Source organism: Streptomyces sp. RLA012 (assembly GCF_056270325.1).
The window spans coordinates 2,699,727-2,726,071 of sequence record NZ_JBWDPA010000002.1 but is presented as its reverse complement, the minus strand read 5'-3'; the positions used below and the strand labels follow the sequence as shown (position 1 = coordinate 2,726,071).

Annotated in this window: 24 protein-coding genes; 7 read left to right on the top strand and 17 right to left on the bottom strand. The window is 70.7% G+C overall.

Translation table 11 applies throughout. From position 1 onward, the window contains the following. Positions 1–11: 11 nt before the first annotated feature. The 3 genes from RV986_RS12665 (at position 12) to mgt (ending at position 3,460) form a co-directional block, all read left to right on the top strand. On the top strand, positions 12–845 hold the full coding sequence (locus RV986_RS12665; protein ID WP_475917483.1) for a carbohydrate ABC transporter permease: 834 nt from the start codon (positions 12–14) through the stop codon (positions 843–845). Beyond that, positions 845–2,137, top strand: coding sequence for an ABC transporter substrate-binding protein (locus tag RV986_RS12660; RefSeq protein WP_475917482.1), 1,293 nt, complete (start codon positions 845–847; stop codon positions 2,135–2,137). Before RV986_RS12665 ends, RV986_RS12660 begins: the two co-directional genes overlap by 1 nt. A gap of 108 nt (positions 2,138–2,245) precedes the next feature. Further along, positions 2,246–3,460, top strand: coding sequence for a macrolide-inactivating glycosyltransferase (gene mgt / locus RV986_RS12655; protein WP_475917481.1), 1,215 nt, complete (start codon positions 2,246–2,248; stop codon positions 3,458–3,460). 119 nt (positions 3,461–3,579) lie between these two features. Here the strand turns inward: mgt and RV986_RS12650 are convergent, their stop codons facing one another. Next, a complete protein-coding gene (locus tag RV986_RS12650) occupies positions 3,580–5,853 on the bottom strand; it encodes an MMPL family transporter (RefSeq protein WP_475917480.1) in 2,274 nt (757 codons plus the stop codon). A 273-nt stretch (positions 5,854–6,126) separates the two neighbouring features. On the opposite strand from RV986_RS12650, the gene RV986_RS12645 reads away from it, so the two are divergent. Continuing rightward, a complete protein-coding gene (locus tag RV986_RS12645) occupies positions 6,127–6,675 on the top strand; it encodes a DUF1697 domain-containing protein (RefSeq protein WP_475917479.1) in 549 nt (182 codons plus the stop codon). Then, on the top strand, positions 6,668–7,054 hold the full coding sequence (locus RV986_RS12640; RefSeq protein WP_475917478.1) for a nuclear transport factor 2 family protein: 387 nt from the start codon (positions 6,668–6,670) through the stop codon (positions 7,052–7,054). Before RV986_RS12645 ends, RV986_RS12640 begins: the two co-directional genes overlap by 8 nt. Here RV986_RS12640 and RV986_RS12635 read toward each other — a convergent pair. Both RV986_RS12635 and RV986_RS12630 read right to left on the bottom strand, forming a co-directional pair. Beyond that, positions 7,026–7,907, bottom strand: coding sequence for a transglutaminase-like domain-containing protein (locus RV986_RS12635; RefSeq protein WP_475917477.1), 882 nt, complete (start codon positions 7,905–7,907; stop codon positions 7,026–7,028). The two genes, RV986_RS12640 and RV986_RS12635, sit on opposite strands and share 29 nt — an antisense overlap. Positions 7,908–7,941: 34 nt before the next feature. Further along, a complete protein-coding gene (locus RV986_RS12630) occupies positions 7,942–8,772 on the bottom strand; it encodes an aldo/keto reductase (protein WP_475917476.1) in 831 nt (276 codons plus the stop codon). Positions 8,773–8,811: 39 nt separating this feature from the next. On the opposite strand from RV986_RS12630, the gene RV986_RS12625 reads away from it, so the two are divergent. Together RV986_RS12625 and RV986_RS12620 are read left to right on the top strand one after the other, a co-directional pair. Then, complete coding sequence (locus RV986_RS12625) at positions 8,812–9,843, top strand: ketopantoate reductase family protein (protein WP_475917475.1); 1,032 nt, start codon at positions 8,812–8,814, stop codon at positions 9,841–9,843. 136 nt (positions 9,844–9,979) lie between these two features. Next, complete coding sequence (locus RV986_RS12620; RefSeq protein ID WP_475917474.1) at positions 9,980–12,577, top strand: fibronectin type III domain-containing protein; 2,598 nt, start codon at positions 9,980–9,982, stop codon at positions 12,575–12,577. 214 nt (positions 12,578–12,791) lie between these two features. Here RV986_RS12620 and RV986_RS12615 read toward each other — a convergent pair whose 3' ends face one another. The 14 genes from RV986_RS12615 to RV986_RS12550 form a co-directional block, all read right to left on the bottom strand. Further along, entirely contained in the window at positions 12,792–13,529 is a 738-nt protein-coding gene (locus RV986_RS12615; protein ID WP_475917473.1) for a sirohydrochlorin chelatase, read from the bottom strand. Between the two features lie 7 nt (positions 13,530–13,536). Next, positions 13,537–14,457, bottom strand: coding sequence for an ABC transporter permease (locus tag RV986_RS12610; protein WP_475917472.1), 921 nt, complete (start codon positions 14,455–14,457; stop codon positions 13,537–13,539). After that, positions 14,444–15,232, bottom strand: coding sequence for an ABC transporter ATP-binding protein (locus RV986_RS12605; protein WP_475924263.1), 789 nt, complete (start codon positions 15,230–15,232; stop codon positions 14,444–14,446). The genes RV986_RS12610 and RV986_RS12605 overlap by 14 nt, the downstream gene beginning before the upstream one ends. A 36-nt stretch (positions 15,233–15,268) precedes the next feature. Continuing rightward, positions 15,269–16,384, bottom strand: a complete 1,116-nt coding sequence (locus RV986_RS12600; protein ID WP_475917471.1) for an aliphatic sulfonate ABC transporter substrate-binding protein — start codon at positions 16,382–16,384, stop codon at positions 15,269–15,271. A 232-nt stretch (positions 16,385–16,616) separates the two neighbouring features. Continuing rightward, positions 16,617–17,972, bottom strand: a complete 1,356-nt coding sequence (locus RV986_RS12595) for a sulfate adenylyltransferase subunit 1 (RefSeq protein ID WP_475917470.1) — start codon at positions 17,970–17,972, stop codon at positions 16,617–16,619. Positions 17,973–17,974: 2 nt separating this feature from the next. Then, positions 17,975–18,913: a sulfate adenylyltransferase subunit CysD gene (gene cysD / locus RV986_RS12590; RefSeq protein ID WP_475917469.1), complete on the bottom strand. Its 939-nt coding sequence runs from the start codon at positions 18,911–18,913 to the stop codon at positions 17,975–17,977. Next, positions 18,910–19,461 (bottom strand): adenylyl-sulfate kinase, encoded by a 552-nt coding sequence (gene cysC, locus RV986_RS12585; protein WP_475924262.1) that lies wholly within the window; start codon positions 19,459–19,461, stop codon positions 18,910–18,912. The genes cysD and cysC overlap by 4 nt, the downstream gene beginning before the upstream one ends. Positions 19,462–19,478: 17 nt before the next feature. Next, positions 19,479–20,198 (bottom strand): phosphoadenylyl-sulfate reductase, encoded by a 720-nt coding sequence (locus RV986_RS12580; RefSeq protein WP_475917468.1) that lies wholly within the window; start codon positions 20,196–20,198, stop codon positions 19,479–19,481. Then, the gene (locus tag RV986_RS12575; protein WP_475917467.1) at positions 20,195–20,374 is read right to left on the bottom strand and encodes a hypothetical protein; all 180 of its coding nucleotides are present in this window, start codon (positions 20,372–20,374) and stop codon (positions 20,195–20,197) included. The genes RV986_RS12580 and RV986_RS12575 overlap by 4 nt, the downstream gene beginning before the upstream one ends. Positions 20,375–20,432: 58 nt before the next feature. Further along, positions 20,433–22,127 carry a nitrite/sulfite reductase gene (locus RV986_RS12570; RefSeq protein WP_475917466.1) on the bottom strand — a complete coding sequence of 565 codons (1,695 nt, stop codon included), beginning with the start codon at positions 22,125–22,127 and terminating at the stop codon, positions 20,433–20,435. Positions 22,128–22,262: 135 nt separating this feature from the next. After that, positions 22,263–22,346: a putative leader peptide gene (locus RV986_RS12565; RefSeq protein ID WP_309486338.1), complete on the bottom strand. Its 84-nt coding sequence runs from the start codon at positions 22,344–22,346 to the stop codon at positions 22,263–22,265. 139 nt (positions 22,347–22,485) lie between these two features. After that, positions 22,486–23,061, bottom strand: a complete 576-nt coding sequence (locus tag RV986_RS12560) for a GNAT family N-acetyltransferase (protein ID WP_475917465.1) — start codon at positions 23,059–23,061, stop codon at positions 22,486–22,488. Between the two features lie 101 nt (positions 23,062–23,162). Then, positions 23,163–24,542 carry a hypothetical protein gene (locus tag RV986_RS12555; RefSeq protein ID WP_475917464.1) on the bottom strand — a complete coding sequence of 460 codons (1,380 nt, stop codon included), beginning with the start codon at positions 24,540–24,542 and terminating at the stop codon, positions 23,163–23,165. 184 nt (positions 24,543–24,726) lie between these two features. Then, complete coding sequence (locus RV986_RS12550; protein ID WP_475917463.1) at positions 24,727–26,073, bottom strand: GAF domain-containing protein; 1,347 nt, start codon at positions 26,071–26,073, stop codon at positions 24,727–24,729. Positions 26,074–26,345: the final 272 nt, after the last annotated feature.

Below are 26,345 nucleotides of genomic sequence, written 5' to 3'. Positions count from 1 at the left end.
GCAAAGGAGCCATGAACACCGGCAGAGGAGCCCGCGCGGGCCAGTACCTCGCCCTGCTCGGCTATCTCGTCTTCCTGGCCTTCCCCTTCCTCTGGCTGATCTCCACCGCCTTCAAACCGGCGCGCGAGCTGGCGAGCCTGCACCCCACCTGGATCCCGAAGCACCCCACCCTCGCCAACTTCCGCCAGGCCTTCGACGAACAGCCGCTGCTGCACGCCGCGCTCAACTCCCTGCTCGCGGCGCTGGGCGCGGCGGCCGTCGCCGTACTCCTGGCGACCCCGATGGCGTACGTCATGGCACGCCGCCGTACGCCACTCGCGAGGGCCGCGACCGGGTGGGTCGTGGTCAGCCAGGCGTTCCCGTTCGTGCTCGTGATCATTCCGCTGTTCCTGGTGCTCAAGAACCTGCGGCTGATCGATTCACTGCCCGGACTGATCATGGTGTACGTGGTGTGGGCGCTGCCGTTCGCGCTGTGGATGCTGGTGGGATACGTACGGGCCGTGCCCGCCGAACTGGAGGAGGCCGCGGCGGTCGACGGGGCGGGCCGGGTGCGCACCCTGGTCTCCGTCGTGGCCCCGCTGCTCGCGCCGGGCATCGTGGCGACGGCCCTGTTCGCCTTCGTCAGCGCGTGGAACGAGTTCTTCTTCGCGCTCGTGCTGCTCAAGACCCCGGAGAAACAGACGCTCCCGGTCGTCCTCACGCACTTCATCGGGGCGGAGGGGGTGGCGGACCTCGGCCCGCTCGCCGCGGCGGCCTTCCTCGCGACGCTTCCCTCGCTGGTCGTCTTCGCGGTCATCCAGAAGCGGATCACGGGCGGCATGCTCGCCGGGGCGGTGAAGAGCTGATGCGGACGAGACCGCTGCTGGTCCTGGCCGTCCTCGGCCTGCTGCTCGGCGCGTGCACGGGCAGCGGCGGCGGTGGCGGTGGCGGAACTGCAGGAGTGATCACCCTCCGTTTCCAGTCCCTCGCCTGGCAGCAGGAGTCCGTCACCGCGACCAAGGAGCTGGTGAAGGAGTGGAACGCCACGCATCCGCAGGTCAAGGTCGCCTATGTGCAGGGAAGTTGGGACAGCGTTCACGACCAGCTGCTCACCTCCTTCGAGGGCGGTGCGGCGCCGGACATCATCCATGACGCCTCGGACGACCTCGCGGACTTCGCGTACGGCGGCCGGCTCGCCGATCTGCGCGCGCTGCTGCCCGCCCGGCTCAAGTCCGACATCCCGCGCGGCAGCTGGGAGACGGCGACCTTCGGGGACGGGATCTTCGGAGTGCCGTTCCTCCAGGAGCCGCGCGTTCTGATCGCCAACGCCACCTGGCTCCGCCGGTCGGGCGTGCGCGTTCCCACTCCTCAAAGGCCCTGGACCTGGGACGAGTTCCGCACCGTCGCGAAGCGGCTGAGCGGCAAGGGCAGGTACGGCGTCGCCTGGCCCCTGAGGGAGCCGGTCTCGGCGACGCTCAACCTCTCCCTCTCGGCCGGCGGGCAGTTGTTCCACCGGGGCGCGGACGGCAGGGTGACGGTCCGCTTCGACGCGGCCGACGCGGTGGTGCCGAAGACCGTGCACGACGAGGTGAACACGGACCGAAGCGCGTCGGGCGCCACGCTCGGCATGGGCGGCTCCGACACGCTGCCCGGGTTCTTCGGCGGCAAGTACGCGATGGTGCCGCTCGGCTTCTCCTACCGTCAGCAGATCGTGCAGCAGGCGCCGAAGGGCTTCGACTGGCAGGTGCTGCCCGCCCCGGCCGGCGCGAACGGACTCACCCAGGGCGTCAGCCCGCAGACCCTTTCCATCGCCGCCGACAGCCCGCACAAGAAGGAGGCCGCCGAGTTCATCGACTTCCTGCTCCGGCCGAAGAACATGGTCCGTCTCGCCCTCGGCGACTGGATGCTGCCCACGGGGACGCAGGCCCTCAAGGACCCCGCCCTGCACACCGCCAAGGACGGCTGGGCGACCGGCACCGCCCTCGCCGCCCATCTCCGCTCGGCCCCCGCCCAGTCGGTACGCGGCTATCCCGAATGGAAGGACAAGGTCGCGACCCCCGCGTTCCAGGAGTACTACAGCGGGGCGATCGGGCTCGCGGAGCTGAGAAAGCGGCTGGTGAAGGACGGGAACCTGGTGCTGGCCCGCTACCAGAGGTGACTGGCTGTCAGAGGTGACCGGTCGGGGCCGGCGCCGACGCGGGGGTGGGCCGCTGCCGCAGGCGAAAACAAATTGAACGAGACGTCTCGTCTTGCGTAGGGTCGCCGCATGACCACGCGACCCGCCCACATCGCCATGTTCTCCATCGCCGCCCACGGCCATGTGAACCCGAGCATCGAGGTGATCCGGGAGCTCGTCGCACGCGGGCACCGCGTCACGTACGCCATTCCGCCCGCCTTCGCCGAGAAGGTCGCCGGCACGGGTGCCGAGCCGAAGCCGTGGCACTCGACGCTGCCGTCCCCCGACGACGATCCGGAGGCGTGGGGGAGCACCCTCCTGGACCACGTGGAACCCTTCCTGGAGGACGCGATCCAGGCGCTTCCCCAGCTCGTCGAGGCGTACGAGGGCGACGAGCCGGACCTCGTCCTGCACGACATCACGGCGTACCCGGCCCGCGTCCTCGCCCATCGCTGGGGCGTGCCCGCCGTCTCCCTCTCGCCGAACCTCGTCGCCTGGGACGGCTACGAGGAGGAGGTCGCCGAGCCGATGTGGGAGAAGCCGAGACGGACCGAGCGCGGACAGGCCTACTACGCCCGGTTCCGGGCCTGGCTGGAGGAGAACGGGATCGCACAGCATCCGGACCCCTTCGTCGGCCGCCCCACCCGCTCCCTCGTCCTCATCCCCAGGGCCCTCCAGCCGAACGCCGACCGCGTCGACGAGAGCGTTCACACCTTTGTCGGCGCCTGCCAGGGCGAGCGCACCGCGCAGGGAGACTGGCGGCGGCCCGCGAACGCCGAGAAGGTGCTGCTCGTGTCGCTGGGCTCCAGCTTCACCAAGCAGCCCGGCTTCTACCGCGAGTGCGTCGGGGCCTTCGGCGATCTGCCCGGGTGGCACGTCGTGCTGCAGATCGGCGGTCTCGTCGATCCCGCCGAGCTGGGGGAGGTGCCCGGCAATGTGGAGGTCCACCCCTGGGTGCCCCAGCTCGCGATCCTCCGGCAGGCCGACGCGTTCATCACCCACGCGGGTGCGGGCGGCAGCCAGGAGGGGCTGGCCACCGGCACGCCGATGGTCGCCGTACCGCAGGCCGTCGACCAGTTCGGCAACGCCGACATGCTCCAGGCGCTCGGTGTGGCCCGCCACGTACCGATGGCGGACGCCACCGCCGACACCCTGCGCGAGGCCGTCCTCGCCCTGGTCGAGGACCCCGGGGTGGCCCGCCGCCTGCGGGAGGTCCGGGAGCGGATGGCGGAGGAGGGCGGCACCCGGCGAGCGGCGGACCTCATCGAGGCGGAGCTGCGCGCGAGCCGGGAGCAGCTGCCGTGAACGGCGAGGCGGTCGGGCGAACGGCGCGGTGGCCGGGGCGCGTGTGCCCCGGCCACCTGTGACCTCTCGGTGGGGAGGACCGACCTCGCGGTGCGGAGTCCCCCCTCGTGGTGCGGAGGTCAGACGCGCACCCTCTCCCCCTCCGCCGCCGGAGGCGCGGGCGGCAGCACGGACTGCGGGGACTCGTCGTGGGTGAGGTCCGGCAGCCGGTGCAGCCACTTCGGCAGATACCAGTTGCGCTCGCCCAGCAGCGCCATCACGGCCGGCAGCAACACCCCGCGGATGATCGTCGCGTCGATGAGGACCGCGGCCGCCAGGCCCACGCCCATCTGCTTCATGGACTGCATGGACAGCGTCCCGAAGATCGCGAAGACGGCGACCATGATGACGGCGGCGCTGGTGACGACACCCGCGGTGGTCACCACCCCGTGCCGGATCGCGTCCTTGGTGTCGCGGCCCCGCAGCCGCGCCTCACGGATCCGGGAGACCACGAAGACGTGGTAGTCCATCGAGAGCCCGAAGAGGATCACGAAGAGGAACAGCGGCAGCCAGGTGATGATGGCGCCCACGCCCTCCGCGCCCACCAGCGACGCGCCCCAGCCGTGCTGGAAGACGGCGACCAGGATGCCGTAGGCCGCCGCGACCGAGAGGAGGTTGAGCACGATCGAGGTGATCGCGATCGTCAGCGAGCGGAACGAGAGCAGCATCAGCAGGAAGGCGAAGACGACCACGAACGCGAAGACCGGGGTCACCGAGCCCACCAACTGGTCGTTGAAGTCGTGCGAGCCGGCGACCTGTCCGGTGATCGGCGCCTGCACGCCGTCGACCTTGCCGAGCGTGTCGGGCCGCACCTTGTCGCGCAGCAGCTGAAGGCTCTTCTCCGCCTTGTCCTGATCGGAGCCGCCCACGAGGGGCACGTACACGAAGGCGACGTTCTGCGCCGCGTGCACCTTGATGTCGACCGGGCCGCGCGAGGCACCCGAACCGATCGCCTGCGTACGGAAGTCGGCGAGCGCGGACTTCACGTCGGCGGCGTTGATGTCCCGCGCCTTGACGACCACCTCGGCGGGCTCGGAACCGCCCGGGAAGGCGTCGTTGACCCGGTTGTACGTCCCCACGATCGGCAGCGAGTCGCCGAACTCCTTGTCCAGGGTGAGGTTCTGCGTCTTCATGCCGAGCGCGGGCGCGGCGATCGCGAGCAGCACACCGGCCGCGACGACCAGCGAGACGGCGGGCTTGGCGAGGACGACCCGCAGGACGGCGCTCCAGAACCGGCTGCCCTCGTCGGCGGACCGGACGCGCTTGCCCCTGGCGCGCCGCTTGTCCGGGTGCAGGAACGGAAGGCGTCCCTTCTCGACCCGCTCCCCGAGCAGCGAGAGCAGCGCGGGCAGAACGGTGACCGAGCCGACCATGGCGACCGCCACGACCATCAGCGAGGCCAGCCCCATCGCCTGGAACTCGGCGAGCCCGGTGAAGAGCAGGCCGGCCATCGCCACGCACACCGTGACACCGGAGACGACGATGGCGCGGCCACTGGTCGCGGCGGCGATCCGCAGCGCGGTCTGCGCGTCCCGGCCGGCCTCACGCTCCTCGCGCTCACGGCGCAGATAGAACAGGCAGTAGTCGACACCGACGGCCAGACCCACCAGGAGCATCACGGAGTTCGCGGTGTCGCTCATCGGCTGCAGATGGCTGACGATGCCCATCAGACCCATCGTCGCCATGATCGCCGTAACCGCCAGCGCCACCGGGAGCAGTGCCGCCACCAGCGCGCCGAACGCGATCAGCAGAATGCCGAGGGCCACGGGCACGGCGGAGAGTTCGGCCTTCTGGAAGTCGTCGCCGAAGGCGTCGTCGAAGGTCTTCTGCATGCTGGCGCCGCCGATCTCCTCGATCCGCAGCCCCGTGTGGTCCTGCTGGACACCCTTGACGGCGTTCAGCACCGGCTCGACGCGGTCGCCCGCGGTCTCCGAGTCGCCGCGCATGTCGAACTGCACGAGCGCGCTGCGGCCGTCCTTCGAGATCGTCTTCGTGTCGTACGGCGAGGTCACGTCCGTGACCTCGCCGGTTTTCTCGACGGCCTCGACGATCGCCGCGACGGCGCTGCGGAACTCGGCGTCCGTGGCCTTGACGCCCGTGTCCTTCGCCTGGATCAGGACGCTCTCACCGGCCGGTTCCTCGATCCCGGCGTCCTCGATGATCTTGGCCGCGGTGTGCGTCTCGCCCTTGAGCTGATCGCTCTCCTTGACATCGACGCGGCCCGCCGCCGAGCCGAGCCCCATCGCCAGCACGACGAACAGCACCCAGATGCCGACGGCGGCCCATCGGTGCCGGGCGCTCCAGCCGCCTGCCCGCGCGGCGATGCCCCGCACCCGTATGTCTCCGTTCCCCATGACGGGCCAGCCCCCTTGTGCGCGGTGACAACCCCCTGCCGTCACCTCTGCTTATGAAGGTATGGGCCCGATAAGAAGGACTCCTCGTGCTTTCCGGTGAACCGGCGGACCACCGGCTCCTCCCCGCGGACCCCGCGGTCTCCGCACTGGGGAGGATGAAAGCCCCTTACATCTACGGGGGCTTCTCGGGGATCCGGATCGGGGTGCGGGGTCCGGCGCCCGGGGTGCGGGTGTTGATCCGCGCGGACACGGCGACCGTCCTATGGTGTGCGGATGACTACGACGTACGCGGCGCTGCTGCGCGGGATCAACGTGGGCGGCAACAAGAAGGTGCCGATGGCCGAGCTCCGCACGCTGCTGCGGGAGCTCGGCCACGCCGACGTGGGCACGTATCTGCAGAGCGGAAACGCCGTCTTCTCCAGCGACCGCGGTGACGAGGAATCCCTGGCGGCCGAGTTGGCCGAGGCCATGGAGAAACACTTCGGCTTCGGCGTAGACGTCCTGGTCCGCGACCACGCCCATCTGAGGAGCGTACGGGAGGCGTGCCCCTTCCCGGCCGCCGAACTGGAGGGCAGGCAGCTGCACGTCACCTACTTCTCCGGCCCCGTCGACGCCGGGCGCTTCGCGTCGGTCGACCCGGCGGCGTTCCTGCCGGAGGAGTTCCGCCTCGGCGACCGCGTGCTCTATCTGTACGCCCCCGACGGCCTCGGGCGCTCCAAGCTGGCCGGGGCCCTGGCGAAGCCGAGAGTCCTCAAGGGCATCACCGCCACCACCCGCAACTGGAACACCGTCGTGAAACTTGAGGAGCTGACCGGTGCCTGAGCACAACCCCGCCGTGGAGGCCGCCATCGAGGGCGAACTGAGGCTGCTCGACGCGGAGGTCCGCCGCTCACCGGAGCGACTGGGAGCGCTGCTCCACCCCGACTTCCACGAGTTCGGCTCCTCCGGGCAGCTGTGGGACCGCGCCTCGGTCATCGCCGAGTTGACCTCCACGGTCGAGCCGGGGTCGCGGCCCCTCACCGCCTCGGGCATGAGGGGTGTCCAGCTGGCACCGGACGTGGTCCACCTCACCTTCGACACGGAGGAGGACAGCGGCCGCCGGGCGCACCGGAGTTCGCTGTGGCGGCGGACGGCGGAGGGCTGGCGGCTCTACTTCCACCAGGGCACGCCGTTCAGCGCCGACTCCGCGGACGCAGGGTGACCTTTCGGACACCGGTGTAGGTGGTGTACGAGACGAGCTCGTCCGGGACGGCGAGCCGCGGGTCCCGGTACAGGCGCCGCAGCTCGTCCTCGTTCCCGAAGTCGGCCGCGGCGACGGTGTCGATCAGCGCGATGTCGTCCTCACCGAGCGCCGCGTCGTCCAGGATCTCGGGACCCCAGCCGTCCCAGGGCAGTACTTCGACGCCGCCCAGGGCGGCCAGGTCGCGCAGGACGTTGGCGCGGACGAACCACAGGCCGTGATACGACAGGCCCTCGATCCCGTTGAGGTCGAACACGCCGAAGCTCCGGGGGTCGGCACGTCCCTCGCGGCACATCCGCCAGGCGTCCGCGGCCACCAGGAACCGGTCGCGGGGCACGTCCACCGGGTCGAAGGGGAGGTCGTACTCGTGGTGGACCTGAGGGTCGGCGAGCCGCCAACCGCCGTCCGGCAGGCGGTACTCGGTGACCCAGTGATCGCCGTACTCCGCGCCGAAGTAGGTGGCGAAGCCACAGCGGAGCCGCGCGGCCGTCCCCGTGGCCCGCAGAAGTGAGCAGTGCAGCAGCGCGAAGTCCCGGCAGGTGCCCACGAACCGCTCCGCGGGCGCCCGCCGTTCGGTGAGCGGGGTGTCCGCGCGCTCCGCCAGGATCCGCAGCAGTTCCGTCGTGTACCGCGACTCCGCGTCCTCGTGCAGCCGTTCCTCGGGGATGGTGTGGCCGAAGCGCCGCCCCTCGCCCCGATGGATGATCAGATCTCTGACGAGCGAGGCGAGTTGCCCCGGATCACGGGGCAGTCCGCCGATGTCCAGGGCGTCGCCCGGATCGCTGTACGGCGTCTGTTTCAGGTAGTGGTCCATGCCCGGGATCCTCGTCCTTGTCCCGGGGGCAAGGTCAACCCAGCGCTTCCCTGTCCTCTGCGGTGAGCCGCACCGCGCCCGCGTCGAGGTTCTCCTCCAGATGGGCGAGCGATCCCGTGCCCGGGGTCGGGCAGAGCACCGGGGAGCGGTGCAGCAGCCAGGCCAGGGCGATCTGTCCCGGACTCGCCCCGTGCGCGGCGGCCACCTCGGCGCACACCGGGTCGGCGGTGAGGGAGCCGTTGCCCAGCGGGAACCACGGCAGGAAGGCGATCCCGCGCGCCTCGCACAGCTTCAGCAGCGGCTCCGAGGCGCGGTCGAGCAGGTTGAAGCGGTTCTGGACCGAGGCGACGTCCGTCAACTCCAGCGCCTCTTCCAGCTGTTCGGCGGTGACGGAGTCGAGCCCGATGTGCCGGATCTTGCCCTCCGCGCGCAACTCGTCGAGCGCGCCGAGCTGTTCGGCCATCGGCACCTTTGGGTCGAGCCGGTGCAGCTGGTACAGATCGATCGTGTCGAGCCGCAGCCGGCGCAGACTCGCCTCGCACATCGCCCGCAGTCGCTCGGGCCGCCCGGCGATGTGCCAGGCACGGTCACCGGTGCGGACCACACCGCCCTTGGTGGCGATCAACAGGCCCTCGGGGTAGGGGTACAGGGCCTCGGCGACCAGTTCCTCCGCGATCGAGGGACCGTAGTTGTCGGCGGTGTCGATCAGCGTGACCCCGCGCTCGACGGCCCGCCGCAGCACGGCCACCGCGTCCCGGGCGTCTCCCCGGGGGCCCCAGTAGCCGGGGCCGGTGAGCTGCGCGGTCCCGTAGCCGAGCCGCCGCACCGGCAGCCGTCCGCCGAGCGTGAAGATTTCCGACACCATTCAATGGAGGGTACATACGACTGTGCGAGGCTCGTCCCCATGCGCTACATCATTATTGGAGCGGGAGCGGTCGGCGGGGCCATCGGCGGCCGGCTGGCCGAGGCGGGCCACGAGACGGTCCTGGTCGCGCGCGGAGCGCACTACGAGGCACTCCGCACGCACGGGCTGCGGCTCATCACCTCGCAGGGGACGCACACGCACCGGCTGCCCACGGTCGACGGGCCCGCGGCGCTCGGCACACTGCGCGCCGACGACGTACTGGTCCTCGCCGTGAAGACGCAGGACAGCGAGGCGGCCCTGCTGGCCTGGGGCCCGGCCCCGGTGGCGGGCGGCGGCACGGCCGCCGAACAACTGCCCCTGGTCTGCGCGCAGAACGGCGTGGAGAGCCAACGCCTCGCGCTGCGCCGCTTCCGGCGGGTGTACGGCGTCTGCGTCTGGCTGCCCGCCACCTTCGTCGAACCGGGTGTCGTGTCCGCGGCGGGCGCACCGCTCACCGGAATCCTGCACCTCGGCCGCCACCCGCACGGCACCGACGAGACGGCCCTGCGGATCGCCGCCGACCTGGCGGAGTCCCACTTCGAGGCACCGGTCGTGGCGGACGTGGCGCGCTGGCAGTACGCCAAGCTGCTAGGCAATCTCGCGAATGCCGTCGAGGCGGTCAGCGGCGTGCTCACCAGCGAGGAGGGGCTGGCGCTCTTCGAGCGGGTGCGGGCGGAGGGCGAGGCGGTGCTCACCGCCGCGGGGATCGCGTACGCCGGTGAGGAGGAGCAGAAGCGGGCCCGTGACAACAAGATCCGGTTCGAACCCTTCGACGGCTCGGAACGCGTTGGCGGCTCCTCCTGGCAGTCCCTCGACCGCGGCACCGGCACCATCGAGGCCGACTACCTCAACGGCGAGATCGTCCTCCTCGGCCGGCTGCACGGCATACCGACCCCGCTGAACGACCTGCTCCAACGGCTCGCGAACACCTTCGCGCGCGAGCGCAGGGCGGCGGGTTCGCTGCCGCTCGCGGAGCTGATACGGCTGGCGGACGAGGCCAGTCTTTCAGCTGAACCCAAGTCTGACATCTGAACGATGCTCGGATGAATTGACGCTCAAAGACGAGGGAGTTGCGTCATTCTCTGCCCCATTCATTGACCGTGGGCTCTATAGATCCTACCTTTCTCGGCGTTGGGTAAGGCTGATCCCACGGGAGGGGAACATGCCCATGCGCCGAAGAGCCGCCCTAGTCACCCTGATCTCCACACTTGTGGCCCTCGGAATCCCGAGCGCCGTGTCCTCCGCCCAGCCCGCGTCCTTGGACCTCTACGTCTCCCCGACCGGGGACGACCACGCCAACGGCACCCCCCACCACCCCGTACGCACCCTGGAACGCGCCCGCACCCTGGTACGCACCCGTGTCACGCACATGAAGGGCGATCTGACGGTCCACCTCGCGCCGGGCACCTACCGGCGGACCAAGCCGCTCGTCCTCGACGCCCGCGACTCCGGCACCGGCGGCCACCGGGTGATCTGGCAGGGGACCGGGAACAACACGGTCGTCAGCGGCGGACGGCAGGTCGCGGGGTGGCACCCGGTCGCCGGGAGACCCGGGCTGTGGTCCGCGCCCGCTCCCCAAGGCCTCACCGACACACGGCAGTTGTACGTGGACGGGGTGCGGGCCCAGCGGGCGCGCGGCGCCGTGCCGGTGACCCTCACCCAGACCGCCGGCGGATACACGGCGTCCTCCGACACCCTGGCGCACTGGAAGCACCCCTCCGACGCCGAGTTCGTCTACACCAGCGGCGAGTCCCTCTGGAACATCGAGCGCAACGGCCTCGGCCAGTGGACCGAGCCACGCTGCCGTATCGCCGCCGCCGAGGGCACCACGATCACCATGGTCCAGCCGTGCTGGGACAACTCCAACAAACGGGTCGAGTTCCCGGACATCCCCGGCCGCACGGTCGGCATGGTCGGGCCCGGCCATCTCACCAACGGCGGCAGGGCGACGTACATCGAGAACGCCTACGAACTCCTCGACCAGCCCGGCGAGTGGTACCTCGACCGCGCCGCGCACCGGGTCTACTACCTGCCCCGCAAGGGCGAGAACCCGGCGCGGGCCGATGTCGAGGCGGCGCAGGCCGAGAAGCTGATCGACGGGCGCGGCACGGCTCAGGCGCCCGTCCACGACATCGCCTTCCGCGGCCTCCAGTTCAGCTACGCGACCTGGCTCACCCCCTCGCGACCGGAGGGCTTCTCCGAGATCCAGGCGGGCTACACCATCACCGGCGAGAAGGGCTGGGCGACCCAGGGCCTGTGCCAGTACGTCGAGGGCGGCACCTGCCCGTTCGCGTCCTGGACCAAGATGCCCGGCAACGTCTCCTTCGCGTACGGGCAGCGCATCGACTTCAGCGACGACGTCTTCGCCCATCTCGGCGCGTCCGGCCTCGACCTGGGCACCGGCTCGAAGGACTCCACCGTCAACGGCAGCATCTTCACCGACATCTCCGGCAACGGACTGGAGATCGGCGGAGTGGACGGCCGAACCCCCGCCTCCGGCGTCCAGGTGACGGACAATCACCTCTACGGACTGCCCCGCGAGTACCACGGCGGTGTCGCGATCCTCAACGGCTACACCCAGCACAACACCATCGCCCACAACCAGATCGACCACGTCGGCTACAGCGCCGTGTCCCTGGGCTGGGGCGGCTGGCCCGACAAGATCGGCGATGCGGCGACCCCGAACCCCAGCCACGACAACGCGGTCCGCGACAACCTGATCTTCGACTACATGCAGATGCTCGACGACGGCGGCGGCATCTACACCCAGGGCCTGACCGGCACCTCCCTGGCCGACGGCGAGAAGGTCACCGGCAACGTCATCCACGACCAGTGGGGCCTGGGCAAGAACGTCTACACCGACAACGGCTGCACCTACGAGACCGTCGAGGGCAACGTCCTCTACAACGCCTCGTACGCCAACGTCGCCTCCCGCCACACCGACTACCGCGACACCCTCGGCAACAACGACCCCACCCTCGTCAAGGACAACTGGTGGGAGGAGGGCACGTCCGACGGCGACAACAAGGGCCTGGTGACGACCGGCAACAAGATCATGGCGGGACTGTCCGACGTACCGCCGGAGATCCTGGACAACGCCGGACTCGAACCCGCCTACGAAGGGCTCCTGAACCGCCGCATCGGCGCCCCCTCCGCGCCGGAGGCACCCTCCCGCGTGGGCACCAGCACGGCCGGCCCCGACGCCCTGTACGTCACCTTCAACCCGAGCTTCGTGGACGGCGGGTCACCCGTCACGGGCTACACGGCACGGGCCTACGACGCCACGGGCCGGCAGGTCGGCGAGCAGTCCGTCACCGCGGCCGACTTCAAGCGGACCGCGCTCGTGCGCATCGGCGGACTCCCGGCCGGCCCGCTCACGGTCACCGTCACCGCGCGCAACGCCCACGGCACGAGCGCTCCGTCGCTCGCCTCGCTCCCGCTGACCCCGACCGCCGTGACCACGCTGCCGGGCGCCCCCACCGGACCCAAGCTGCGCACCGCGTCCACCGCCGCGACCGTCGCCTGGACCCCGCCGACCGCGACCGGCGACGCCAAGGTCGTCGGCTACCGCGTCACCGTCTCCGACGGCCGCGCCCCGATCGATGTCACGGGCCGCGACGCCCTGGTCGGCCAGCCCTCCGCGAAGGGCATGTTCCGGGTGATCGCAGGCCTGCGGCCCGCCACGTCGTACACCGTCACGATCGCGACGGTCACGGCGGCGGGCACGGGCCCGGCGGTCACGGTGAAGGCGACCACCCGGCCGTAGCGACCACCCGGCCGTAGCGACCACCCGGCCGTAGCGACCAATCGGCCGTAGCGACCACTCGGCCCCGGTGATCGGTCGGCCGTGGCGATCGGCCGGGTTCGTCCCGCCAGGTGTCCCGCCGTGCCCAGCGCGCGGCGGGACACCTCGCGCGCCCCGCGGCGACCGCGACCGTGACGGCGAACGTGTCGTCGAGCGGGACCGGTCCGCCGTACCGTCAGGCGCCGACGGCCGCCAGCGCGGGAACCCGCGCCGCGTCGTAGCGCTCCAGCAGTACCCGCGCCACCTCCGGTGCCGGGCCCAGCACGTCGGCCAGTACGTCCGCCTCGGCGGCGCCCCGGGCGATGCGGTCCGGGAGGAAGCCGGGGGCGAGCACGTACGGTGCCACCGCCACCCGGGCGCAGCCCAGCTCGCGCAGCTCCCGCACCGCGTCCTCGGTGCGCGGAAGGGATGCGGAGGCGAACGCGGGCCGCACGGCGCACCAACCGGTGCGCCGCCACTCCCGCGCGATTTCTGCGATCACCGCGATCGCCTCCGGGTCCGTGGACCCCGCCGAGGCCAGCACGACCCCGGTCGAGGACTTGTCGGCGGGGGCCAGCCCCGCCTCGTACAAACGCCGTTCGAGGGCGGCGAGCAGCAGCGGCGACGGGCCGAGCACCTCCGCCTGCCGGATGCGCAGCCGCGCCGGGGCGTCCCGCAGCACCGCCGGGATGTCCGCCTTCGCGTGGAAGGCCCGGGTGAGGAGCAGCGGAAGGGCCACCACGTCGCGTACGCCCTCCGCCGCCAGGGACTCCAGCATTCCGTGCACGGACGGGACGTTGAAGTCCAGGAAGCCGGTCTCCACGCGCAGGCCGGGGCGCCGCGCCCGCACCCGTCGTACGAGGGCGTGCACCGTCGCGGCATGCCGCGGGTCGCGGCTGCCGTGGGCGATGACCAGAAGGACCGGCTGACTCATGAGGGGCTCAGCTCTTCACCAGGAGACCACGGCTGCGCAGCACCCACCGCTCCAGCGGGCTGAAGATCAGCAGGTCGATGGCGATACCGACGAACAGGATGAGGAAGATGGCCAGGAACACCATCGACATGGAACTGGCGGTGCGGCCGTTCTCCAGCAGCTGACCGAGGCCCACGCCCAGGTCGGGGGAGGAGGCGATGATCTCCGCCGCCATCAGGGAGCGCCAGGAGAACGCCCAGCCCTGCTTCAGACCGGCCAGGTAGCCGGGCAGCGCGGCCGGCATCACGATGTGCCAGGTCCCGCGCAGGCCCGTCGCGCCCATCGTGCGGCCGGCCCGCAGGAACAGCGGCGGCACCTGGTCCACGCCCGACACCAGACCGTTGGCGATGGACGGGACGGCGCCCAGCAGGATCACCGCGAACATCATCGAGTTGTTCAGGCCCAGCCAGATGACGGCCGGCGGCACCCAGGCCACGGAGGGCAGGGACTGCAGACCGGACAGGATCGGGCCGATCGCGGCGCGGACGAACTTCACCCGGGCCACCAGCAGACCCAGCGGGGTGCCGATCGCCAGGGCGAAGAGGAAACCGAGCAGACCGCGCGAGACGCTGGTCCAGATGTAGCCGAGCAGCGTGCCCTGCAGCCAGGCGTCCTTGACCTCGTCCCAGACGTCGGTCGGGGAGGGCAGCTTGCTCGGGTCGGTGACGATCTTGAACGAGATCAGCGCCTGCCACACCACCAGCACCAGGGCGACGGCGACCAGCGGCGGCAGTATCTTCTCGACGAAGGTCTGCCGGAAGGCCGGCCGGCCCGTGTGGGCCGTGGTCTCCAGGGCGTCGAGGCCCGCTTCCAGGCCCGCCATGTCGTTGCCGGGGATGTCCTTGACGGGCTGGTCGGCCGCGTCGGCCTTCGTCTCAGTGCTGGCCATGGCGGCGGATCTCCCCACGCAGTTGTTCGGTGATCTCGACGGACAGCTCCGCCACCGCGGAGTCCTCGATACGGCGCGGCTGCGGAATGTCCACGGTCCACTCGTGGGCCACCCGGCCGGGGCGGGAGGACAGCAGGACGACACGCTCGGCGAGCCGCACCGCCTCGCGCACATTGTGGGTGACGAAGAGGACGGACAACCGGGTCTCGCGCCAGATCCGGGTCAGCTCGTCGTGCAGGACGTCCCGCGTGATGGCGTCCAGTGCCGCGAACGGCTCGTCCATCAGCAGAATCTGGCTGTCCTGGGCGAGCGCGCGGGCCATCGCGACGCGCTGGCGCATACCGCCGGACAGCTCGTGCACCCGCTTCCCGTACGCGCCCTGCAGCCGGACGAGTTCGAGCAGCTCCTCCGCCCGGTCGCGGCGCTCGGACTTCGCGACGCCGCGCAGACGCAGGGCGAGCTCGATGTTCTTGCCCGCGGTGAGCCAGGGGAAGAGGGCGTGCTCCTGGAACATCAGGGCCGGGCGCCCGTTGGTCGTGATGCTGCCCGCGGTCGGGGCGTCGAGGCCCGCGACCAGGTTCAGCAGGGTCGACTTTCCACACCCCGAGGCCCCCAGAAGGGTGACGAACTCGCCCGGGGCGACATCGAGGGTGATGTCGTCGAGGACGAGCTGGGGCCCTGCCGGTCCGGCGAAGGACTTCGAGACATGCTCGATCCGGGCGGCGTGCTCCACCGCTTCGGCGCTGTCGGCGGCCTTGGCGAGAGTCGTGGCCATGGTCGTCACCTCCTGGGAACTCATCGGTGTGGGTCCTTACTTGACGCCGAGACCGGCGTCGTCGACCGTGCTCTCGCCCGCGGCCGCCAGGACCTTGTTCAGGAGCGTGAGGTCGTAGATCCCGTTCAGGTCGGGCTTCTCCAGCAGGCCCGCCTTCACCGCGTGCTCCGCCTCGGTGTTGAGGGTGGCGGCCAGCGGGTCATCGGTGACCTGGATGGACTTCCAGGCCGGGTCGAGGACGTTCGCCGGGAGCTCCTTGCCGGAGTCGACCTTCAGCTGGGCGTTCGCCGCCGTCTTCGCCTCGTCCGGGTTGGCACCGATCCACTTGTTGGTCTCGACCGAGCCCTTCAGCACGGCCTCGACGACCTTCGGGTGCGCCTTGAGGAACTTCTGCGACACGATGATGTTCGTGATCACGAACTTCTTGTCGGGCCACAGCGACGCCTCGTCCAGCAGCACCTTGCCGCCCTCGGCGACCAGCTTGGAGGCGGTCGGCTCCGGCACCCAGGCGCCGTCGATGGAGCCGGACTTGTAGGCGTCCGGGGTGATCTTGTTGTCCGTACGGACGACCGAGACGTCGCCCTTGCCGCTCTGCGCGTCGACCTTCCAGCCCTGGTCCGCGATCCAGTTGAGGAACGCCACGTCCTGCGTGTTGCCGAGCTGCGGGGTCGCGATCTTCTTGCCCTTGACGTCCTTCAGGGACGTGATCTTCTTCGGGTTGACCACGAGCTTCACACCGCCGGACGCCGAACCGCCGATGATGCGCAGGCTCTTGCCGTCGGACTTGGTGTAGCCGTTGATCGCGGGCGAAGGGCCGATCCAGCCGATGTCGATGGAGCCCGAGTTCAGCGCCTCGATCTCGGAGGGGCCGGCGTTGAAGATGGAGTACTCCGCCTTCGTACCGCCCAGCTCCTTCTGGAAGAGGCCTTCCTGGCGGCCCACCAGCGCGGTCGCATGGGTGAGGTTGCCGAAGTAGCCGATCTTCACGGTGTCGAGACCCTCGATCTTCGAGGACCCGGCGGCGACCTTCTCCTTGGAGGACGAGGTGTCCTTGGAGTCGGAGCCGTAGCTGCAGGCGGTGAGCGTGAGGAGGGGGAGTGCGACGGCGGCGGCTATGCCACGGCGTACAAGGGTCGAGCGGATGGCAGGCACGGGAGGGGTTCCTCTCGTTGGCCCGGCGGTCACGTTTTCAGGTCGTGGCCGGGAGGTCGGCAGGTCTTCGTCGTCGCATCCGGGACGTCGGGTGGGGGGACAGGGCGCGCAGGCAGTGCGCGTACGTCATCGCGCACATCGCGCCACTCCGCCCTGCCCGCTGCCGAGGGCGCCGCTGCCGACGCGGCCGCCCTCCTTGGCGAACGTGGAGAAGAAGTCGGTGGACGTCATGTCAGAAGTCCCACCCGTCCTCGTCGGCCTCGTCCTTGACCGGCTGCGGCGCGGCGAACGACTCGCCGACCATGCCCGCGGTCAGGGTGGTGCCGTCGGCGGGGTCGATCAGGATGAACGCGCCGGTGCGCCGGGAGTCGGCGTACGAGTCCAGCGGCAGCGGCTCGGCGGTGCGGATCTTGACACGGCCGATGTCGTTGGCGACCAGCTGACCCGGGTGCGGGTGCAGGGAGAGGTCGTCCAGCGTCAGCCGGGACGGGATGTCCTTGACGATCGCCTTGACCGTGCGGGTGCCGTGCTTGAGGAGCACGCGGTGGCCGACGGTGAGCGGCTGGTCGGCGACGTGGCAGACGGTCGCCTCGACGTCCTGGGTGGTCGGGGGCGCGTCCGTGGTCGGCACGATCAGGTCGCCGCGCGAGATGTCGATGTCGTCCTCCAGGAGGAGGGTCACCGACTGCGGGGTCCAGGCGACATCGACCGGCTTGCCCAGCAGGTCGATCCCGGCGACCTTCGACGTACGGCCGGAGGGCAGCACGGTGACCGGGGAACCGACCCGGAACGTCCCCGCCGCGATCTGACCCGCGTAACCCCGGTAGTCGGGGTGCTCGGCGGTCTGCGGGCGGATGACGTACTGCACGGGCAGACGCGCGTGGCAGTGCGCCAGGTCGTGGCTGACCGGCACCGTCTCCAGGTGCTCCAGGACCGTGGGGCCGCCGTACCAGTCCATGTTCGCGGAGGCGTCCACCACGTTGTCACCGGCGAGCGCCGAGATCGGGATCGCGGTGATCTCGGGAACGCCCAGATCGGAGGCGTACGCCGTGAACTCCTCGGCGATCGCCGCGAAGACGGACTCCTTGTACTCGACGAGGTCCATCTTGTTGACGGCGAGGACGACGTGCGGGACGCGCAGCAGCGCGGCGACGGCGGCGTGCCGGCGGGTCTGCTCGATGACGCCGTTGCGGGCGTCCACGAGGACGACGGCCAGGTCGGCGGTGGAGGCGCCCGTCACCATGTTGCGGGTGTACTGCACATGGCCCGGGGTGTCGGCCAGGATGAACCGGCGGCGGGCGGTCGCGAAGTAACGATACGCCACGTCGATGGTGATGCCCTGCTCGCGTTCGGCGCGCAGGCCGTCGGTGAGGAGGGCGAGGTCGGGGGCGTCCTGGCCCCGGCTGGCCGAGACCCGCTCCACGGCCTCCAGCTGGTCGGTGAGGATCGATTTGGAGTCGTGCAGCAGACGTCCGACCAGCGTGGACTTGCCGTCGTCGACGGAGCCGGCGGTCGCGAAGCGCAGCAGGGTTGTCGCCGACAGTTGTTCGACCGACAGCGGTTCGGTGGGTTCGGTGGTGCTGGTCATGTCTAGAAGTACCCCTCGCGCTTGCGGTCTTCCATCGCGGCCTCGGACATCTTGTCGTCGGCGCGGGTGGCGCCCCGCTCGGTGAGGCGGGAGGCGGCGATCTCGGCGATGACCTGATCGAGGGTCACTGCCTCGGAGTCGACGGCGCCGGTGCAGGACATGTCGCCGACGGTCCGGTAGCGGACGAGCCGCTTCTCGACGGTCTCGTCGTTCTTGGGGCCGCCCCACTCGCCGGCGGTCAGCCACATGCCGGCCCGTTTGAAGACCTCGCGCTCGTGGGCGAAGTAGATCTCGGGGAGTTCGATGTTCTCGCGGGCGATGTACTGCCAGACGTCGAGTTCGGTCCAGTTGCTGAGGGGGAAGACGCGGACGTGTTCGCCGGGGGCGTGGCGGCCGTTGTAGAGCTGCCAGAGTTCGGGGCGTTGGCGGCGGGGGTCCCATTGGGAGAATTCGTCGCGCAGGGAGAAGACGCGTTCTTTGGCGCGGGCTTTTTCCTCGTCGCGGCGGCCGCCGCCGAAGACGGCGTCGAAGCGTTCGGACTGGATCTTCTCGGTGAGCGGCAGGGTCTGCAGGGGGTTGCGGGTGCCGTCGGGGCGTTCGCGCAGTACCCCGCGGTCGATGTAGTCCTGTACGGAGGCCACGTGCAGTCGCAGGCCGTGGTGCTCGACGGTGCGGTCGCGGTAGTGGAGGACTTCGGGGAAGTTGTGGCCGGTGTCGACGTGCAGGAGGGTGAAGGGGACCGGGGCGGGGGCGAAGGCCTTGAGGGCGAGGTGCAGCATGACGATGGAGTCCTTGCCGCCGGAGAAGAGGATCACCGGTCGTTCGAACTCGCCCGCGACCTCGCGGAAGATGTGGACGGCCTCGGACTCCAACGCGTCCAGGTGCGAGAGCGCGTACGGGCTGCTGTGCTTCTCCTCGGAGACACTGGCGACGGTCGTCATGCGAGACCCCTTTCGGTGAGCAGCGCATGGAGCGCGGCCGCGGACTCCTGCACGGACTGGGTGTGCGACTCGATGCGCAGATCGGGCGAGGCGGGCTCCTCGTAGGGGTCGTCGACGCCGGTCAGCCCCGAGATCTCGCCCGCGGCCTGTTTGGCGTACAGCCCTTTCACATCGCGTTCGGAGCAGACCTCGACCGGGGTCGCCACATGCACCTCCAGGTAGGGGGTGCCGCCGGTCCGGTGGCGCCCCCGGACGGCCTCGCGGCTGTCCGCGTACGGCGCGATCACCGGGACGAGCGCCTTGACGCCGTTGCGTGAGAGCAGTTCGGCGAGGAAGCCGATGCGCTGCACATTCGTGTGCCGGTCCTCGCGCGAGAAGCCGAGTCCCGAGGAGAGGAACTCGCGGATCTCGTCGCCGTCGAGCACCTCGACGCGGTGGCCCTCCTCGCGCAGTCGGCCGGCCAGCTCGTACGCGATGGTGGTCTTGCCGGCACTCGGCAGACCCGTGAGCCAGATCGTGGCTCCGGTCACTTGTATCTCCTGGTTCATCGGAAGCGCGGTCATGGTCAGCCGTGCAGCCCGCACTCGGTCTTGGCGCGTCCCGCCCAGCGCCCGGCGCGCGCGTCCTCGCCCTCCAGGACACGGCGGGTGCAGGGCGCGCAGCCGACGGAGGCGTAGCCGTCCATCAGCAGCGGGTTGGTGAGGACCCCGTGCTCGGCGACGTACGCGTCCACGTCGTCCTGCGTCCAGCGGGCGATCGGCGAGATCTTGACCTTCCGGCGCTTCTCGTCCCAGCCGACGACCGGGGTGTTCGCCCGGGTGGGGGACTCGTCGCGGCGCAGTCCGGTGGCCCAGGCGTCGTACGTGGTCAGTCCCTCTTCCAGGGGCTTGACCTTGCGCAGCGCGCAGCACAGGTCCGGGTCGCGGTCGTGCAGGGCGGGGCCGTACTCGGCGTCCTGCTCGGCGACCGTCCGGCGCGGGGTGAGCGTGATGACGTTGACATCCATCACGGCCTCGACCGCGTCCCGGGTGCCGATGGTCTCGGGGAAGTGGTAGCCGGTGTCGAGGAAGACCACGTCGACCGGGCCGACGGCGGGCCGGGCACGGGAGGCGAGGTGGGCGACGACCGCGTCCTCCATGGAGGAGGTCACGCAGAACTTCTTGCCGAAGGTGTCCACCGCCCACTGGAGGATCTCCAGCGCGGAGGCGTCCTCCAGATCGCGCCCCGCCTGCTCGGCGAGGCTCTTCAAGTCCTCGGCCGTACGCTCTTCCTGAATCGTCGTCATATCTCTGCCCCTCCACGATCGTCCTGTCGAACGCCCCGGGCGAGCAGCCCGAGGAACTTCAACTGGAAGGCTCGATTGCACGCCGCGCATTCCCACGCGCCGTGGCCCTGCTCGCTCGGACGAAGGTCTTCGTCACCGCAGTAGGGGCAGTAGAAGGGAGCGGCCCGCTCACTCACGACAGCGCCTCCCCTTTTTTTGTGGCTCGGTTCGCCTCCGGGGCGCTCTCACTCGCCCTCACGACAGCGCCTCCTCAGAAGCGCGCGCCGCCCAGGTGGCGAAGCGTTCGCCGGTCTCGCGTTCGGCCTGGAAACGCTTGAGGACCCGCTCGACGTAGTCAGGCAGCTCGTCCGAAGTGACCTTCAGACCACGGACCTTGCGGCCGAAGCCGGCCTCCAGGCCGAGGGCGCCGCCCAGGTGCACCTGGAAGCCCTCGACCTGGTTGCCGTTGTCGTCCAGGACCAGCTGGCCCTTGAGACCGATGTCCGCGACCTGGATACGGGCGCAGGCGTTCGGGCAGCCGTTGATGTTGATGGTGATGGGCTCTTCGAACTCGGGGATGCGGCGTTCGAGTTCGTCGATCAGGGAAGCGCCGCGCGCCTTGGTCTCGACGATCGCGAGCTTGCAGTACTCGATGCCGGTGCAGGCCATCGTGCCGCGCCGGAAGGGCGAGGGCTTGACGGTCAGGTCGAGGGCTTCGAGGCCCTCCACCAGCGAGTCGACCTGGTCCTGCGTCACGTCGAGCACGATCATCTTCTGCTCGACGGTGGTCCGCAGACGGCCCGAGCCGTGCGCCGCGGCCAGCTCGGCGATCTTCGTGAGGGTGGCGCCGTCCACCCGGCCGACGCGCGGGGCGAAGCCGACGTAGAAGTTGCCGTCCTTCTGGCGGTGCACACCGACGTGGTCGCGCCAGCGGGCGACCGGCTGGTCGGGGGCCGGGCCGTCGACCAGCTTCCGCCGCAGGTACTCGTCCTCCAGGATCTGGCGGAACTTCTCGACGCCCCAGTCGGCGACCAGGAACTTCAGGCGGGCGCGGGTGCGCAGCCGGCGGTAGCCGTAGTCGCGGAAGATCGAGATGACACCTTCGTAGACGGCCGGGACCTCGTCCAGCGGGACCCAGGCGCCGAGGCGCTGGCCGATCTTCGGGTTGGTGGAGAGGCCGCCGCCGACCCAGAGGTCGAAGCCGGGGCCGTGCTCCGGGTGGTTCACGCCGACGAAGGCGATGTCGTTGATCTCGTGCGCCACGTCGAGCAGCGGCGAGCCGGAGATCGCGGACTTGAACTTGCGGGGCAGGTTCGAGAAGTCCTTGTTGCCGATGATCCGGCGGTGGATCTCGTCGATGGCCGGAGTGCCGTCGATGATCTCGTCCTCGGCGATCCCGGCGACGGGCGAGCCGAGGATGACGCGGGGCGTGTCACCGCAGGCCTCGGTGGTGGACAGCCCGACGGCCTCCAGCCGGTTCCAGATCTCGGGTACGTCCTCGATGCGGATCCAGTGGTACTGGACGTTCTGCCGGTCGGTGAGGTCGGCCGTGCCGCGCGCGAACTCCTGCGAGATCTCGCCGATGACGCGCAACTGGTCGGTGGTGAGCCGGCCGCCGTCGATGCGGACGCGCAGCATGAAGTACTTGTCGTCCAGCTCCTCCGGCTCCAGGATCGCGGTCTTGCCGCCGTCGATCCCGGGCTTGCGCTGGGTGTACAGCCCCCACCAGCGCATACGTCCGCGAAGGTCATTGGGGTCGATCGAGTCGAAGCCCCGCTTGGAGTAGATCGTCTCAATGCGTGTCCGCACGTTGAGACCGTCGTCGTCCTTCTTGAACTGTTCGTTGCCGTTGAGCGGGGTGAAGTGTCCCACGGCCCACTGACCCTCGCCGCGGTGACGGCTCACCTTGCGGCGGGGCGCGGCGGCGGGATTCTGCGGGGTGGCGGCCATGGTTGATACGTCCTTCGGGACTGCGGGACAGGAAGGAGAGCGACTCTCATCTGCACATATGGGCGCATACGAAAGTACGCGCGCGACATTGCGCAAAGGGAGACAAAGGGGGGAATGTCGGCTGGGCCGCGGCTGTCAGCTCGCCGGACAGATGGCGCTGGACATGCGGCCGAGGTCGACGTGCCGCCGACTCACCAAGGCAATCCCAGTTCCAGACATGACGGAAGCGTGTCACGGGGATCTCGGGCCAGTCCACCGTCGTCCATCATGTGGACACACTGGTCTCGAATGGTGGAACAAGGGTGTTGTCGGTCACATGACGGGGCAGTCTCCGTTGTTGCGACCGGCCGCCGGGCGGTCAGACCGTCCGGGCGGCCCCGGGCCAGGGCCCCGGCGTGGCCACCTCGGGCTCCTCCTCCACCTTGGTGTCGAAGAGAGTGAAGCCGCGGCGCTGGTAGTTGTCCATCGCGTGCTCCCCGTCCTTGCTGCAGGTGTGCAACCAGACACGCTTCGTCTCGGCCCGCCCCGGCCAGCGCTCCGCCAGGTCCCAGGCCCGCGCGACCCCGTACGAGAGCAGATGGCCGCCGATCCGGCGGCCCCGGAAGGCGGGGATCAGCCCGAAGTACATGACCTCCACGACACCGTCGTCCTGCGGGTCCAGCTCGACATAGCCCGCGGGCGTCCCCCGGTCGTAGGCGACCCAGGTCTCCACGCCCGGCCGCTCCAGGGTCTGCTGCCACTGTGCGTACGTCCAGCCGAGTCGGTCGGTCCAGCGGATGTCGCCGCCCACGGAGGCGTACAGGAAGCGGCTGAACTCGGGCGAGGGGACCTCGGAGCGCGTGATCCGGACGTCTCCGTCGGGCGCCATCGCGGGGAGCAGGTCGGCCGGGGCCGTCTGCTCCAGGGACCAGGTGGTCACAGTGACGTTGCTCATGAGGGCCAGGGAACCACGGCGCCGCGCCGCCCTCCAAAGCGGACAGCCCCCCAGTCACCCGCGCCCGAAGAACCCACCCGGGGGCCGGGGCGGAGCCCCGGTCAGCCCAGCGACCTGTCCACCGCCGCCAGCGGCACCGCGTACAGCACCCGCTCCGGCGTCGTGTCCGTGCCCGAGCCGCTCAGCGTCCACAGTTCGCCCGTCTCCTGCCAGTAGGACAGGGAGGCGGTGTGCTGGCCCCAGCAGGCGTAGGACTGGTCCCCGGTGCACTGCACCGCCTCGGCGTCGCTGCCGCTCTGGCGCCACAGGGTGCCGTGTCTGCCGCCGCTGTCGGGGGCGTGGCCGACGTACCAGTCGGCCTTGCGCGCACCGGCGGGCGTGTGCGACAGCACGCCCGAGAGCCCGGCGGCCTTGGTCGTATAGGCCTCGCGCGCGTCGACGCGGCCCAGGGAGTCGCTGTCGAGCAGACCCGTGCGGCCGTCGGCGCCGCTGTACGAGTACCGCCAGACCCGGGTGCGGTCCGCGCCGTCGGCGGGCACCGCCTCGGTGGCGACCAGGCTGTCCGGCACCGAGGTGCGGTCCAGGGAGAGCGAGCCGAAACAGGGGGCCGCCATCGCGTCGTCCGAGCCGCAGGTGCCGCCCTCGGGGCTGTACGAGCCGACGGACGGCAGCACGTACTGGTAGCCGTGCGCGGAGTAGCCGCCGCGCACCTTGCCGATCGCCGCGCTGTTCACGCCGGTCTTCAGGATGCGCTGCAGGTCGAAGACGAGCAGGGCGTCGTCCTGGCCCGCGCCGTTGCGCGCGGTGACGATCAGCTTGTCCTGGTACCAGACCATGCCGCCCATCCCGGAGCGGACCGCGTCGAAGCCCTTGCCGCCGTCGCGCGGGGCGACGAGCAGCACCCAGCGGTAGGTGAGGGCCGCCGGGTCGGAGGCGTCGATGAAGGCGACCCGGGCCAGGTCCTGGTCGCCGGCCGTCGCGTCCGCCGTCCGGTCGTCGTGCGTCCAGCCCGCGAGGATGACCCGCTGCCCGCCCCACTGACCGTCGTCGTCGGCGTCGCCGGAGGTGGTGACGGAAGCGGGCTGCCACTGCCGGGTCCGCGCGTCGTCGCCGGCCCAGCAGTACGCGCGGGTGGCGACCGGTTCGAGGGGCAGCGCGGCCCGCTCGGTGCCGGTGCAGTCGGCCGCGTCGCGCATCGTGTGGTCGGCGCTCGCCAGGACGCCGGTGACACCGACGTTCCCGCCCATGTTCCTGGTGAGGGTGGTGAGGGTGTCCTCGGGGACCAGGTTCTCGTGCAGCCGCAGCCGGCCGATCTCGGAGGCGGAGGTGAGCGGGGTCAGCGCGCCCGGACCGTTGCTGCCGGTGGCCTGGGAGGTGCTGATCAGCGTGGCGGCCGCGGTGAGCGCGAGGGCGGTTCCGGCCAGGGTGGCGCGCAGCGCCTGTCCCCTCCGCTTACGACGGTGCCTGCCGCGGTGCTTCATGCGTCCTCCCGAGGAAGGCCAACTGCCTCTCATGATCAGAACGTTGACGGAGAGACAGGTGGGGTGGCCTGTGAGGGGATGCTACGTCAGAGAGCCACGCGTCCGGTCGAGGACTCCTGAAGACGGTCTCGAAATACGCTCCTGGCGGCGTTTGGGGGATATTTCAGGCCGCTTGAGGGCCACGTCAGGCCTTCTCGGGGGGTATGTCCGGTCCTGCTGGGGTCGGTGCGGTATGTGTCGCCGTACAAGGGGTGCCGGAGACACGCGCCCTGCGCACCGCGGGCGCCGTCGAGTGCGGGAGCAGCTTCCGCGGGTCCTCGGGGAGGATCAACTCGACCTCGGCGTCCTCGCAGAAACGATACGGCCGGTGTTCGAGGAACGCCCCGAGATACCGCCGTACGCGCGACATCTCGGCCCGGACCGTCACCGTACGGCAGGGGTCGTCGAACAGGTCGTCGGCGAGGCCCGCGGCGCCGCGACCGGCGGGGCGCACGGCCAGCAGATAGAGCAACTCGGCGTGCCGGGGGCTCAGCTCGTGACACCAGGAGCCCGCGTCCGACGCGACGGTCACCGACCAGCGGCGCGGGTGCCCCAGGTCCAGGACGATCCGGGTGGCCCGTCGGGGTCCCGGCTCCTCGGCGGCCCGGATCAGCCAGCCGCCGGGCAGCGGCTCCACCTCGCACAGCCCCAGCGTCGGCAGCCAACTCCGCCCGGGGGCGAGCGCCTTGGGCAGCGCGAGCCGGTTGGTGTACGGCATCCCGGTGACCGCGGCGGTCCAGCCGTCCCGGTCCACGGCGAGGGCGCGCCCGCCGAGCCGGGCAAGGGCCGGCGCTGCCACCGCGCGCAGCCCCTCCAGCGAGGTCAGGTGCAGCTCGCGCAGCCGTGCCTCGGCCAGCTTGGCCACCGAGCCGACCAGGGCGAGCGTGGCCGGGTGCAGGGTGTCCAGCGCCCCGCTCACGTCCACGACGCCGAGCAGCCCGCCGTCGCGCGGGTCGGTGATCGGGGCGCCGGTGCACGTCCACGAGTGGTGGGTGCGCACGAAGTGCTCGGCGGAGAAGACCTGGACGGGGCGGCGGGCGACCAGCGTGGTGCCCACGCCGTTGGTGCCGACGACGCCCTCGCGCCAGTCCGCGCCGAGCTCCAGCCCGAACCCGTCCGCCCTGCGCAGCACCGGGGCGCTGCCCTCGCGCCACAGGACCCGGCCCTCCGCGTCCGCGACGACCATGATGTGGTGGGCCGCGTCCGCGACCGAGAGCAGGTCCTCGCGCAGTACCGGCAGGACGTGCCGCAGCTCCGAGGTCTGCCGCCGCCGCTCGACCTCGTCGCGGACCAGCAGCCCGGCCCGGACGTCGTGGTCGGGGTCGACGCCGCTGCGCAGCATGCGCTTCCAGGACTCCTCGATCACCGGCCGGGGCGCGAGGCGCGCGGGCTGTCCGGCGAGTGTGGCGTCGCGCACCTCGCGCAGTATGCGGGCCGCCAGTGCGGCGTCCAGGGCGGCGAGCCGTGTCACGTCGATCGGCGGGTGCGCCACGGAATCCTCCCCGGACGGGATCGGGACTCCGGTGGCACCACTGCCCGGCCCTTTTCGGCCACGGTCACCCGAGCCCGTACTGACTGTTGTTCTCATAGTGCCGCCCGGCGCCGGCGGAGGGACACAGTCCGGCCACAGAAGCCGGAAAAGTTGCAACCCCCTGCAACCCTGGCGAACAGCCGTACGGGGTCGGAGACTTGAGCAACGCCGCCCGTGCGGCGTTCGTGCTCCTCACCACGGGGCCGGAGAGCGGGGGTGGTGCCGTGTCGGTG